Genomic DNA, 13,574 nt, shown 5'->3' on the forward strand with positions numbered 1-13,574 from the left:
CGCGATGCGGCGCTTCGACAGAAAAATGTAGGAGGGGATCTTATCCCTGAAAATCTCTGCGACCCACACGCCATCGGGAAGACGCTTCCCTCCTACAGCGTCGCGCAAGCGCGATGCGGCGCTTCGACAGAAATATGTAGGAGGGGATCCTATCCCCGAAAGCCTCTGCGACCCACACGCCATCGGGAAGATGCCTCGCTTGGTAACTGCTTCTGGACACCGTCTGCATATACATTTGGCCTGTCTATTATGTATGCCACACTAACCGAGTCAGATTTACTGCCTACACTGTAAAAAGTAGTGGGAGGTGAGCGTGTTCCTGGTAATAGAAGATAGTTCGATCGTCCAGAAGATACTTAAACATACGTTCAAGCAGCAGCGTGTGGAGCCTGTGTTGTTCGCTTCTACGATGTCGGAGGGTAAGAAGCTATATGAGGATCATAAGAGCTCTTTGGTCGCCGCTCTTGTCGATATTTCGCTTCCTGATGCACCGCGTGGAGAGATGGCTGAGTATCTCCTCGATAACGAAGTTCCGATTGTTGTTTTAACAGGAAGTGATGACCTTGAGCAGCGACAATCATTACTCAAGTCGGGTGTAGCTGACTATGTAATTAAGGAGAATCGGTTTTCGTATCAATACGCCGTCCGCATGTTAGATCGCCTGGATCGTAATCGCCGTCTTAAAGCACTGGTTGTTGACGATTCTTCCACTATGCGCCAGGTCGTAGCCGGTTACCTTAAACTTCAATGTTTCTCTGTTGTTGAGGCCGCGGATGGTCAAGAGGGCCTTGAGATACTAGAGCTGGACTCTGACATATCACTTGTTATCACGGATTTTCATATGCCAGTGATGGACGGTTTTCATTTTGTTCAAGAAATTCGTCATCGCTTTGATAAAAGACCGCTCGCGGTCATCGGCTTATCCAGCCAGGAGGACTCGGACATATCAGTCCAGTTCATAAAAAAGGGGGCTAATGACTTTTTACAGAAGCCCTTCCAGCAGGAAGAGTTCAGTTGCCGGGTTACTAACAATATAGAGGCGCTTGAACAGCTGATAGCTTTGAGGAAACAGGCTGATAAAGATTACCTGACGGGGCTTAATAACCGCCGCTACTTTGTAGAGGAAGGTCAGAATCTTGTGCGCAAGATGGTCTCTGAAGGAACCGCCTTTTCCATAGCGCTCATGGACATCGATCACTTTAAGAGCATTAATGATGAACACGGTCATGATGCAGGGGACGCTGTTCTTACTCAGCTGGCCGACCATCTGGAGAACACCTTTTCGCGCTTTCATTTGGCAAGGTATGGCGGAGAGGAGTTCGCTCTCGTGCTTCCCGGTCTGGACGTGGAAAAGGCATACGGTCTATTGGACCAGTTCCGGCGTTATGTAGGTGAACAACTCTTCATATTACCTGATGACGACTATTTGCGGGTATCGGTCAGTACCGGACTTGCTTCTGTTACATCGCCTGTTGGTGAGACGCTGGAGGGGCTTCTATTGAAGGCGGATGAGGCATTGTATTTGGCAAAAGAAGGCGGCCGTAATCTGGTAACTTTATACGAGCCGCCTACCTGAGTATCTTTGTTCTTTAAACTCCAGCCGTTTTAAACATCGCACTGACAATGGTCTGAGCTTCGTCGATGATCTGAGCAAGATGCTCTTCACCTTTAAAACTCTCGGCGTAGATTTTATAGATTTCTTCGGTACCCGACGGACGCGCCGCAAACCAACCATTTTCAGTACTGACTTTCAGACCGCCAATCGCCGCTCCGTTACCTGATGCGTGCGTCAGTTTTTCTTGAATGTCTTCACCCGCAAGCTTGTCGGCCGTAACGTCATCCGCGCTCAGCTTTTTCAGAACAGATTTCTGTGGGCCGCTAGCCGCAGCGTCGATACGCTTGTAGACGGGGGCCGAGAATTTCTTCGTCAGCTCAATATAGTGTTCACCCGGATCTTTGCCGGTAACGGCTTTGATCTCTGCGGCTAACAAGGCGAGGATGATGCCGTCTTTATCGGTTGACCAGACGGTGCCATCGTTGCGTAGAAAGGAAGCGCCAGCACTTTCTTCACCGCCGAAGCCAAACTTTCCGGTATACAGACCATCGACGAACCACTTAAAGCCCACAGGAACTTCAGTGAGCGTACGCCCAAGGTCGGCAGCAACCCGGTCGATCATGCTGGATGACACCAGTGTCTTACCGATGGCGAGATCCTGTGACCACTGCGGTCGATGGGTATACAGGTAGTTTATGGCAACCGCGAGATAATGGTTCGGGTTCATCAGGCCGACAGAAGGCGTAACGATACCGTGGCGGTCGTAGTCCGGGTCGTTGCCGAGTGCGATATCGAAGTCGTCCTTCATTTCGATTAGCCCGGCCATGGCGTATGGGCTTGAGCAGTCCATACGAATCTTGCCGTCTTTATCCAGTGTCATAAACGAGAATGTCGGATCAACGCTTTCATTTACCACTGTGATATCCAGCCCGTAGGTTTCGGCAATCACGTCCCAGTAGGCGATACCCGAGCCACCTAGTGGGTCGACGCCGATTTTTACGCCAGCTTTAGCAATAGCGTCCATATCGATGACATTTTTCAGATCATCAACGTAGGGTTTGATGTAGTCGTATTCAGTCACCAGATCAGATGCCCAGGCTTCATCAAAGCTCATGCGTATTACGTCGTTACTGCCGTTGCTAATAATTTCGTTAGCCCGGTCCTGAATCTGTGTAGTCACGTCAGTGTCCGCTGGACCACCGTTGGGCGGGTTGTATTTAAAGCCACCGTCTTGAGGTGGGTTGTGCGAAGGGGTGATGACTATGCCATCCGCCAGCTCTGAGGTTTTACCCTGGTTGTATGTCAGAATCGCATGGGAGATCACAGGTGTTGGTGTATAGCCACGTCCTTGCTGAACACGAACACTAACTCCGTTCGCTACAAGTACTTCCACGGCGGTGATGAAAGCACATTCAGAAAGGGCATGGGTATCCATACCAATATAGAGCGGGCCGGTAATACTCTTCTCTTTACGGTATTCAACTAACGCCTGGCATATAGAAGCAATGTGCGTTTCGTTAAAGGAACCATTGGCTGAGCTGCCTCTGTGGCCGGAAGTACCGAAGCTTACCATCGTATCGGCGGATGGCTGACGTACGTAATATTCGGCGATCAGGCGTGGGATGTTGGCAAGATCAGAGGTGAGTGCTTTCTGACCGGCTCTTTCGTGTAGGCTCATGCAGAGAGTTTCCTTACAAAGACGTCTGGTAATACCGGGTATTGTGCCCTCTGTGTGTGACAGCTTCCAGACACTTTCGGAAGAATGGCAACGGAACCCGCTCGCCATAGTACCGAGAGTGGTGATCAGACAGGCATTCGGTTACCCTCTCAATACCGTTCATTAACGAGACTTCGATATGTCTGAAGATACTATTTTCGGCAAAATTGCCCGTGGTGAAGCTGACGCTAAAATCGTTTATGAAGATGATCAGTGTCTGGCGTTCCGCGATATGTTCCCAGCGGCACCGATGCATATTCTGGTGATTCCACGTAAGCCGATCCCGCGCCTGTGTGATGCGGAAGAACCGGACGCTGCACTTCTGGGGCATATGATGCTGGTTGCGAATAAAGTCGCTGAGCAGGAAGGCCTTGGGGATAAATTCCGTTTGGTGATTAATAACGGTGAAGGGGCGGGGCAGTCGGTGTTTCACCTGCACATGCATGTTATTGGTGGGCGTGATCTTTCCTGGCCTCCGGGTTAACGCTGGTTGCGTTGCTGCCACTGTGTTGGACGTTATTTCGAGGTACTCATTTAGCGCACTAAACTCCGTTTTCTCAATAACGTCCGGCCGTGTGGCAGCGGCCTCACCGACGCGTTAACAGCACCGTTAGCTGACGCTTTCGATGCGTCGTATTAAACATTTGGCTCTTTTCTGATTTTGAAATCTACTCGCTAAATTATTACCGATGAACACTGAATTTAAAGAACTCCGTGCGCGTCTGCATGACGGGCGAAATCTTGTTGTTGATGACTGGTCTGTCTCTGCGGATCAGACCTGGGGCATTATCGGGACGAACGGCAGCGGTAAAACGGTGCTGTCGCGCTTGTTTGCCGGTGATGTTCGTTTGAGTCATGGTGAGGTTTCAGGCCTGCCAGAGCACGTTGCTTTTGTATCTCTGGAAGCGCAGGCGGCGTTGATTGAGCAGGAGCGCCGCGAAGATGAGTCTGATCTGATGGATCAGCAGGATATCGGGACCTTGGTCAGTGAGTTACTGGCGCCTGTGGATGAGGTATCTGATTGGATTCAACTGCTGGGGATGGAGCACATTCTCTCGCAAGGTTTCCGTTTGTTATCCACCGGTGAGAGTCGTAAGGTGATGCTGGTGAATGCAGTGCGGCAGACCCCCGGCCTGCTGATTCTGGATGAGCCACTTGAAGGCCTGGATGCCAAGAGCCGTGAAGCGTTGGCGGACGCGTTGTTTAGACTGCACCAAAGTGGTCAACGTCTGTTGTGGGTGGCTAACCGTTTAGATGAGCTGCCAGACTGGCTGACGCATCTGGCGTTTGTTCACGATGCTCGCTTATTAGTGCAGGGCGAACGTGAGTCGGTACTTACCTCGCCTGAAGTTCACTCTCTGCTGCATTTTGATAAACCTCTATCGGATTTTCCGGAAGCCCCCATCAAGTATGCGCTGAATACTAGCGAGCCTCTGATTCGAATCGTTAGCGGCTCAATTATCTACGGTGATCGAACCCTTTTTTCAGAGCTCAACTGGCAGGTTGAGCCGGGTCATCACTGGGCTATTACGGGACCGAACGGTTGCGGTAAAACCAGTCTGCTGCAGATGATTACTGGTGATAACCCTCAGTGCTATCGCAACGAGCTTTATCTGTTCGGGATGAAGCGAGGCAGCGGTGAAACGATCTGGGATATCAAAAAACATATCGGTCTGGTGTCATCGTCATTGCAGTGGGAATACCGGGCGACCACGAATGTGCTGACCACAGTGATCTCGGGCTTGTACGACAGTATTGGTCTGTATCAGGCGGCGGGCGATGACGACAGACGATTGGCTGAGCAATGGCTGGAGATGATTGGTTTACGCCACAAGGCCAACCAGAGCCTGCATCATCTGTCTTATGGAGAGCAGCGTCTGGTGTTGATCGCTCGCGCGTTGATTAAACAGCCGCCACTGTTAATTCTCGACGAGCCGTGTCAGGGGCTGGATGACCCAAGCCGTGAAATGGTGCTCGCCTTTATCCGTCGCTTATCAGAACAGAGAACCATTACGCTTCTCTATGTGACTCACCATGCGGATGAGATCCCGGCGGAGGTAAGTCATCACTTACGGCTGGGGATTGATAATTCTTGCGGGTTTGAGATTTAAGCCTGGTACTTATGTTTCCGTTAGGCGGGTATCTGTGCCATGGATGGCACAGCTAAGCATACAGGGATGTACTTGCTGCGTCCCGGCGATGGAAATAGAAGTACAAGGCAATAAAAAAGCACCCGAAGGTGCTTTTTCTTTATCTATACGTTGCATTGTCTCGGGAGCGTTGCCGAGGCAGCCAGAGCGAGGCAAAAACTTCTGAGGAAACGGAGCCTACTGGATGTAAGTGAGGCAGATTTTTGCTCCTGCAAAATCTGCATTTCCGCCATCCATGGCGGTCATATTCTTCAGAAGTTTTTAACAAAGCTCTGGCACCGCAGGTAGCTCCGATCTTAGTAAAGGACGCGGGCGCGAATGGTGCCCTCAACCTGCTTGATCTTCTCAAGCGCCAGATCAGAGGCATCCGCAGACACATCAATCACGACATATCCCACTTCCTCAACGGTCTGCAGGTACTGGCCGCAGATGTTGATGTCGTTTTCCGCGAAGATGCTGTTGATCGCATTCATCACACCAGGCACGTTTTTGTGGATGTGCAGGATGCGGTGAACATTCGGGTTCGATGGCAGAGCAACTTCCGGGAAGTTCACAGAAGAGGTTGTCGTGCCGTTGTCACTGTAAGTGGCCAGCTTTTCGCCAACTTCTTTACCGATGTTCTCCTGAGCTTCGATGGTTGAACCACCGACGTGTGGGGTCAGGATGACATTGTCGAATTCACGCAGTGGAGAGACGAACTCATCGTTGTTAGAGCGAGGCTCTACTGGGAACACGTCAATCGCAGCGCCCAGCAGTTTGCCGCTGCGTACAGTATCAGCCAGCGCATCGATATCGACCACAGTACCGCGAGATGCATTCAGAAGAATGGAACCTTCTTTCATCTGCTCGAATTGTTCTGGGCCCATCATCCACTTAGTGGACGGCGTTTCTGGCACGTGCAGGGATACAACGTCAGCCAGGTTAAGCAGTTCGTTCAGCGTACCAACCTGCTTGGCATTACCGATTGGTAGCTTGGTCACTACGTCGTAGAAGTACACTTCCATGCCCATGCTTTCGGCCATGACAGAAAGCTGCGTACCGATAGAGCCATAACCGACGATACCCAGCTTCTTGCCTCGGATTTCGTAGGAGTTAACAGCAGACTTGCTCCAGCCGCCGCGATGGCACTCGGCATTCTTTGCTGGAATGCCACGCATCAGCATGATGATTTCGGCCAGCGACAGCTCCGCTACAGAGCGGGTGTTGGAGTACGGCGCATTGAACACCGCGATACCACGCTTAGTTGCTGCTTTCAGGTCAACCTGGTTGGTACCGATGCAGAAGCAACCCACAGCAATCAGCTTTTCGGCTGCGTCGAAGATCTCTTCGGTGAGCTGTGTACGTGAACGAATACCCACAAAGTGGGCGTCTTTGATGGCGGCTTTCAGCTCGTCATCCGGCAGCGAAGTCTTCAGATACTCGATGTTGGTGTAGCCAGCAGCCTGCAGTGTATCGAGAGCAGACTGGTGTACGCCTTCCAACAAGAGGAACTTGATCTTGCTTTTATCCAGGGACGTTTGTGCCATGGTGGTACCTATAGTCAGTAAGTAATAGCTGTCAGGTCCCCGCACACCTTGCAGCGAGCGGGGCTGGGCGGCTTAAAACCGCTCCGAAAAATAAGGCGCGTATGCTAGCATATACCTTTATTAAAGTGAGCCTCAGAGCATGAATTCAACACGAATATTGCTCAATTCGAGGTGAATATGATTCAAACATCGGGTAACTCCATGACCACGTTGACACAAGACGCTCTGGTTGAGCAGCTTTCAGCCATCGTTGGCGCAGACAAAGTGCGCACTGATGCCGATTCTCTTGAGACCTTTGGCAAGGACTGGACGAAAATCTATCCACCAAAGCCATCCGCAATTGTCTTCCCAAAGACAACACAGCAGGTCGCAGACATAGTGAAGTTTGCGAATGCTGAAAATGTTGCTTTGGTGCCATCTGGCGGCCGTACCGGCCTCAGCGCCGGAGCCGTTGCCGCAAACGGTGAGGTTGTTGTTGCCTTTGATTATATGAATCAGATTTCTGACTTCAGCGCGACAGATCGCACCGTGAAATGCGGTGCGGGTGTCATTACAGAGCAGTTGCAGACCTTTGCTGAAGATAACGATCTGTTCTATCCGGTTGATTTTGCCTCTGCGGGCTCCAGTCAGATTGGTGGAAACATCTCAACGAATGCCGGTGGTATTAAAGTAATCCGCTGGGGTATGACCCGTGACTGGGTGGCTGGTATGACGGTCGTTACCGGCGAGGGCGAGATCCTCGAGCTGAATAAAGACCTGATGAAAAACAACACCGGGTACGACATGCGCCAGCTCTTCATCGGCGGTGAGGGAACGTTGGGCTTTGTGACCGAGGCTACCATGCGTCTGACCCGCACACCGAAAAACCTGACGGTACTGGTGCTGGGCATTCCGGAGCTGGACGATGTGATGAAAGTGCTGAGTCAGTTCCAGTCGACGATGGATCTGACTGCATTTGAGTTCTTCTCTGACCAGGCGATGCAGAAAGTTCTGGCAAGCGGTGATGTGCCAGCGCCGTTCGAAACCAGCACTGATTTCTATGCATTGATTGAATTCGAAGCCGTGACCGATGCTGATATGGATCAGGCCATGGTTCAGTTCGAGAAGTGCATGGAAGAAGGCTGGGTCGTCGATGGTGTGATCAGCCAGAGCGAAACTCAGGCGGCAAACCTGTGGCGTTTGCGTGAGGATATCTCTGAGACGATCTCGGAGTGGACGCCGTACAAGAACGACATTTCTGTGGTTGTATCAAAAGTACCGCCATTCCTGCGTGATATCGATGAAATCGTGACACGGGAATATCCGGATTTCGAGATCATCTGGTTCGGCCATATAGGTGACGGTAACCTGCATCTGAATATTCTGAAGCCAGATGACCTGGCGAAAGAAGAGTTCTTCGAACGCTGCAGCAAGGTATCAACCTGGGTATTTGAGATCGTGGAAAAATATCAGGGCTCTGTATCTGCGGAACACGGCGTGGGTATGACCAAAAAACCGTATCTGGAATATACACGCTCTGCGGCAGAAATTGCTTACATGCGTGCTGTTAAAAAGGTGTTTGACCCGAATAACATTATGAATCCGGGTAAGTTGATCGACGTCTGAGGCGATGCGAGACAGTAAAAAGCCCGGCAATTGCCGGGCTTTTTTATTGTAGAGTGCCTGTAACGTGGTCAGAAAAGTTGTTCCGGGATGACGCTGCCTCCCCTTGAGCCGGTTTCATCTTCCTGGTAGGGGATGATGTCTTTTGTTCTGGCATATTCTGTCGGAGCTGACCCAGTCTTGAAGTATTCGAATATCGCGTCTTTCTGGCCCGGTGAAGCGAGTAGCCCACTGTCCGGATCAATTCGAACTGTGACAATCCCCTCTGGTTGTTCAAACTGCTCTTCCGGTGCGCCATCAAGAGCTTCCCTCATATAATCGACCCAGACAGGGAGTGCCGTACCGCCGCCTGATGCCCAGCGCCCCAGTGTGGTTGGCTGGTCGAAACCAATCCAGACAGTAGCAACAAGGTCGGGATTAAAGCCGGAAAACCATGCGTCCTTCTGATCGTTCGTGGTCCCCGTTTTGCCAGCAAGATCATTTCTACCCAGCGCCAGCGCTTTTCTACCTGTACCTCTGCGAACGACATCCCGCATCATGCTTACTGTCAGGTAGTGGTTTTCTGGAGACATTATGCGTTCTGCAAAAAGTGTAGGCTCTTCAATGTTCTCTGCTTGCTCAGAGTTATTCTCAACCGGTGCATTGTTGTCGTTAACACCTTCGCTGATGAAGTTGCCAGTTGAATCCTCTTCTGGTGGCGCCATTGCGAGTGCCGGGTTGGCCTCGTACAGTATTTCACCTGTATCCGAGATAATACTCTGCATCACAAAGGGGCTGACCTTGTAGCCGCCATTGGCAAAAGCGCTATAGCCCGTCGCCATATCCAAAGGAGTGACCGCTGATGCGCCTAATGCCAGTGAGAGATCTTTATTCAGTCGTGCTGGATTAAACCCAAAGTCCTGAATGTAGCGAACGGCTGTGGCTGGCCCCATCTGCTTTAGAATGCGGATTGAGACAAGGTTTTGTGAGCGATATAGCGCCTGTCTCAGACGGGTCGGTCCATAAAACTTGCCGCTGTAATTCTCTGGGCGCCAGGTGCTCTCGAGACTGGCATCTTTAAATACCACAGGCGCGTCATTAATAAGGCTGGCTGTGGTGAAACCATTGTCCAGTGCTGCGCTGTAGATAAAAGGCTTAAAAGCAGAGCCAGGCTGGCGCTCCGCTTGAGTAGCACGGTTAAATTGATTGTCTGAGTTTGAGAATCCACCGACTAAGGCCTCAATTGCACCGTTGTGAGGGTTCATAGATACCAGAGCCCCTTCAGCTTCTGGCACCTGAGCCAGTTTCAGCCCCGAGGACGTTGCTTCGAGCCAGATAAGATCACCATCACTGGCCACATCGAGTGCATTTTCAGGGGCCTCTCCGACCGAATTTACACTCAGGTACGGCGCAGCCCACGTCATTCCCTCAAATGGTAGCCAACGTATTTGGCCGACGCTGTATACCCAGGCTCCTTCTTCTATGGCGTTCATGACGACGGCTGGTTCGATAATGCCAAAGTCGCCGAGTTCGCGAAGCTGCTCTTCCCAGTTATTCAGAGTCTGGGGCCAGTCAACGTCTTTGGTTGGGTCGGCCTGTGCAATCCACTCTTCTAACTCCGGGGGCTCAGGAACGCTCAGGGGGATAACCGAATAAGTAGCCTGAGCTCCGCGGTAACCGTGGTCACGATCGTATTTCAGTAAACCTTTTTGAAGTGCCGCATTCGCTGCTTGTTGGCGTTTGGCGTTGATGGTGGTGTACACACTGTAGCCAGAGGTGTAGGCCTTATTACCATAGCGCCGGATCATCTCCAGGCGAATCATCTCGGCAACATACGGCGCACTGATTTCAGAGGTGGCACCGTGGTATCGAGCTGTTGCGGGCTGGCGGATACTCTGTTGGAACTCGGCTTCTGATATTTTTCCGAGGTTGTACATTCGAGCAAGCACGTAGTTACGACGCGAAACGGCGCGCTCCGGGCTCCGTATCGGATTTGCTGCGGAGGGTGCCTGCGGCAATCCGGCGATCATCGCCAGCTCTGCCAGGTTCAGTTCAGTGATCGACTTGCCGTAATAGACCTGAGATGCGGCTTCAATACCGTATGCACGCTTACCCAGGTAGATTTTGTTGACATATAGCTCAAGAATTTCTTCCTTGGTAAGGGCTTTCTCTATTTTCAGCGCGAGTAGGATCTCTGTGAACTTACGGGTGAAGGTCTTTTCACTGCTCAGGTAATAGTTTTTAGCTACCTGCATAGTGATTGTACTCCCCCCTGATTTCTTACGACCGGTAGTCACAAGATCAAAAACCGCTCGCGCAAGGCCTTTCAGGTCTATTCCTGAGTGCTCAAAAAAGCCGTCATCTTCAGAAGCGAGAAGTGCGTCAATGAATTGAGGGGGTATTTCCTGATATGTAATAGGGGTTCGGCGCTTCTCGCCATATTCAGTTATCAGAAGGCCATCTGCGGTGTATACGCGCAGAGGGGTTTGAAGGTCTACATCTTTCAGTGTTTCTGCATCGGGAAGCGTCGGCGCTAAGTACAGGTAAACACCGGTTATGGCCATGGTGGCTCCGGCTCCGATAGACAAAAACAGCCAGATTGTGAACTTAAGGAGCGGAGTTGCCATATTCATATAAAAAGATCGTTAAATTCCTGAAAAAGCCAGCTATCATGCGGGATGCGGCATTATAAGGGTTTTTTGTTCTTTTCGCAGGATTGTGCTTATAATGGCCGGAATTATATAGGATCTGTGTGAGCTTGCGCGCGCAAGTTCGCGAAACAGAAGGGGATTTTGTCGTGCTGGGCAGCCTGTTTAAGAAGAAGAATAAGGCGCTTCTCGGGGTGGACATAAGTTCAACGTCCGTCAAAGTGCTGGAGTTGAGTCGCCAGGGGGAACGCTATCAGGTCGAAGCCTACGCAACGGTAGCTTTGCCTCCCAATGCTGTTGTTGAGCAAGGCATTAACAACGAAGAAGCTGTTGGTGACGCGATCCGCCAAGCGGTAGTCCGCTCCCGGTCTAACGCTAAAAATGTTGCGCTCGCTGTTGCGGGCTCTGCCGTGATTACTAAAACCATCGATATGAGCTCGGGTCTTAGTGACGACGATATGGATTTCCAGATCCGTACTGAAGCTGATCAATATATTCCTTACCCTCTCGAAGAGGTTGCTCTGGACTGGGAAATTGTCGGGCCAAGTGACAAATCACCTGATATGGTCAGTGTTCTGCTGGCTGCCTGCCGTTCTGAGACTGTTGAGCGAAGAAAAGATTCCGTTGAAATTGCCGGCTTTGAAGTAAATAAGGTCGATGTCGAGGCGTTCTGTACCGAGCGTGCATTCTCTTTGCTGGATGCGCAGCTGGAAGGTGAGGACATAGAAACCGTCGCCGTCATAGATATTGGCGCCACCATGACAACCTTGAGTGTGATGCACGAGGGTCGGTCGATATACACCCGCGAACAGTTATTTGGTGGAAGTCAGCTCACCGAAGACATTATGCGCCGATATGGCCTTAGTGAAGAAGACGCTAACAGAGCGAAGCTCGAAGGTGGCGTTCCTGACGATTACGAGTCTGAAGTTCTCGGGCCTTTCCGCGAAGCCGTGGTTCAGCAGGTGAGTCGTTCCCTCCAGTTTTTCTATTCTTCGAGTCAGTTCAATGACGTTGACTACATCGTTCTTGCTGGTGGTACGTCCTCTATCCCCGGGCTCGAAGAACAGGTTCAGTCTGCACTGGGGACGCCTACTGTCGTAGCTAACCCATTCATTAGTATGACCCTGTCACAACGAGTGAACGCGACTTGGCTTGCGAACGATGCGCCTTCGCTTTTGATCGCAGCTGGCCTGGCAATGAGGAGTTTCGACTGATGGCGAATATTAACTTATTACCCTGGCGTGAAGAGTTGCGCGAAGAGCGCAACAAGAACTTCTATGTGGTTATCGCTGGCGTTGTTACTTTGGTTGCGGCTTCTATCTTCGTAGTTTATCGCTACTACGATGATGCTGCGGTGAACCAGAACTCCCGCAATGCTTTCTTGCGCAATCAGATCTCGGCGATGGATCAGAAAATCGTCGAAATTCAGAAGTTGAAAGAAACCAGAGCTGAGCTGGTAGAGCGGATGGAGCTGATTCAGCGCCTGCAGGGTGACCGCCCTGTCATCGTTCGGGTATTTGATGAAATTGTGCGCTCGGTTCCTGAGGATCTGTACTTCAATAAGCTTGAGGTTGAAGGAGATAAAGTTCGTATCGCCGGTGTCGCCTCAAGTAACAACCGGGTATCCGCTCTCATGCGCAACTTTGACCAGTCTGAATGGTTCAGAGATCCATCCCTCATCAAGGTAGAAGCAACCTCGGCTGGAGTGAACGAGTTTGAGGTTGTGATGACCCGAATGAACCCAAGAACAGCGGAGGATAATAATGGCTGATTCAAATAAATCCTCCACTTCGATCGTCGAGCAGTTGCAGGGCTTTGAACTCGGTGATATCGATTGGCAGAATATGGGGTCCTGGCCCGCCATAGGAAAAATTGCCTTCTGCGTGATGCTTTTGGTAGTTGGCGTTGTCGTATCTTATCTGGCTTTATTTCAGGGGCAGTTATCATCTCTGGAATCACTCGAAAGACAGGAGCAGCAGCTAAAGCGGGACTTTGAAACGAAGGCGTTTCGTGTCGCTAATCTGGACGAATACAAAACGCAGATGGTTGAGATGGAAGCAAGCTTTGGCTCATTGCTAAAGCAGCTGCCTAAAGATACAGAAGTCCCGGGCTTGATTGATGATATCAGCGCTGCAGCATTGAACGCAGGGTTAGAGCTGAAGCGGATTGATCCTGCGGATATGAAGAAATCGGAGTTCTATAAAGAATTGCCCATCAATATTGAAGTGTCTGGTGGATATCATGAGATGGGAGCGTTCGTATCGGGTGTCGCATCTCTACCTCGGATTGTTACTCTGCACGACTTTAATATCGTTAAAACCAAGGGACAGGAGCGTCTGTCTATGGAAATTGAAGCGAAAACATACCAGTACGACGCGGATAGCAGGGGGCAGTAAC

General features: G+C 50.9%; 10 protein-coding genes. 7 read left to right on the plus strand and 3 right to left on the minus strand.

The genetic code is table 11. From position 1 onward, the window contains the following. Window positions 1-313 precede the first annotated feature (313 nt). Entirely contained in the window at window positions 314-1,576 is a 1,263-nt protein-coding gene (locus B2R29_RS02115) for a diguanylate cyclase (protein WP_301179575.1), read from the plus strand. A gap of 13 nt (window positions 1,577-1,589) precedes the next feature. On the opposite strand, the gene pgm is transcribed toward B2R29_RS02115, so the two are convergent. Continuing rightward, on the minus strand, window positions 1,590-3,233 hold the full coding sequence (gene pgm / locus B2R29_RS02120; protein WP_301179576.1) for a phosphoglucomutase (alpha-D-glucose-1,6-bisphosphate-dependent): 1,644 nt from the start codon (window positions 3,231-3,233) through the stop codon (window positions 1,590-1,592). A 178-nt stretch (window positions 3,234-3,411) separates the two neighbouring features. Here pgm and B2R29_RS02125 point away from each other — a divergent pair, with 178 nt between their 5' ends. Beyond that, the gene (locus tag B2R29_RS02125; RefSeq protein ID WP_301179577.1) at window positions 3,412-3,756 is read left to right on the plus strand and encodes a histidine triad nucleotide-binding protein; all 345 of its coding nucleotides are present in this window, start codon (window positions 3,412-3,414) and stop codon (window positions 3,754-3,756) included. Between the two features lie 205 nt (window positions 3,757-3,961). Beyond that, window positions 3,962-5,383, plus strand: a complete 1,422-nt coding sequence (modF, locus tag B2R29_RS02130) for a molybdate ABC transporter ATP-binding protein ModF (protein WP_301179578.1) — start codon at window positions 3,962-3,964, stop codon at window positions 5,381-5,383. Window positions 5,384-5,718: 335 nt separating this feature from the next. Here the strand turns inward: modF and serA are convergent, their stop codons facing one another. Further along, on the minus strand, window positions 5,719-6,948 hold the full coding sequence (gene serA, locus B2R29_RS02135) for a phosphoglycerate dehydrogenase (RefSeq protein WP_301179579.1): 1,230 nt from the start codon (window positions 6,946-6,948) through the stop codon (window positions 5,719-5,721). Window positions 6,949-7,149: 201 nt separating this feature from the next. Here serA and B2R29_RS02140 point away from each other — a divergent pair, with 201 nt between their 5' ends. After that, the gene (locus tag B2R29_RS02140; protein ID WP_301179580.1) at window positions 7,150-8,553 is read left to right on the plus strand and encodes an FAD-binding oxidoreductase; all 1,404 of its coding nucleotides are present in this window, start codon (window positions 7,150-7,152) and stop codon (window positions 8,551-8,553) included. A 68-nt stretch (window positions 8,554-8,621) separates the two neighbouring features. Here the strand turns inward: B2R29_RS02140 and B2R29_RS02145 are convergent, their stop codons facing one another. Continuing rightward, window positions 8,622-11,093: a penicillin-binding protein 1A gene (locus B2R29_RS02145; RefSeq protein ID WP_301179581.1), complete on the minus strand. Its 2,472-nt coding sequence runs from the start codon at window positions 11,091-11,093 to the stop codon at window positions 8,622-8,624. Between the two features lie 194 nt (window positions 11,094-11,287). Between B2R29_RS02145 and B2R29_RS02150 the strand changes: the two genes are divergently transcribed. Genes B2R29_RS02150 through B2R29_RS02160 form a run of 3 tightly spaced genes read left to right on the plus strand, consistent with a single transcriptional unit; the run spans window position 11,288 to window position 13,573 of the window. Next, window positions 11,288-12,391 (plus strand): pilus assembly protein PilM, encoded by a 1,104-nt coding sequence (locus tag B2R29_RS02150; protein ID WP_349677978.1) that lies wholly within the window; start codon window positions 11,288-11,290, stop codon window positions 12,389-12,391. Beyond that, window positions 12,391-12,948: a PilN domain-containing protein gene (locus tag B2R29_RS02155; protein ID WP_301179582.1), complete on the plus strand. Its 558-nt coding sequence runs from the start codon at window positions 12,391-12,393 to the stop codon at window positions 12,946-12,948. The genes B2R29_RS02150 and B2R29_RS02155 overlap by 1 nt, the downstream gene beginning before the upstream one ends. Further along, complete coding sequence (locus tag B2R29_RS02160; RefSeq protein WP_301179583.1) at window positions 12,941-13,573, plus strand: type 4a pilus biogenesis protein PilO; 633 nt, start codon at window positions 12,941-12,943, stop codon at window positions 13,571-13,573. The genes B2R29_RS02155 and B2R29_RS02160 overlap by 8 nt, the downstream gene beginning before the upstream one ends. Window position 13,574 lies beyond the last annotated feature (1 nt).

The sequence above is a fragment of the Thalassolituus sp. UBA3500 genome (genome assembly GCF_002377545.1).
Lineage (GTDB): Bacteria > Pseudomonadota > Gammaproteobacteria > Pseudomonadales > Oceanobacteraceae > Thalassolituus.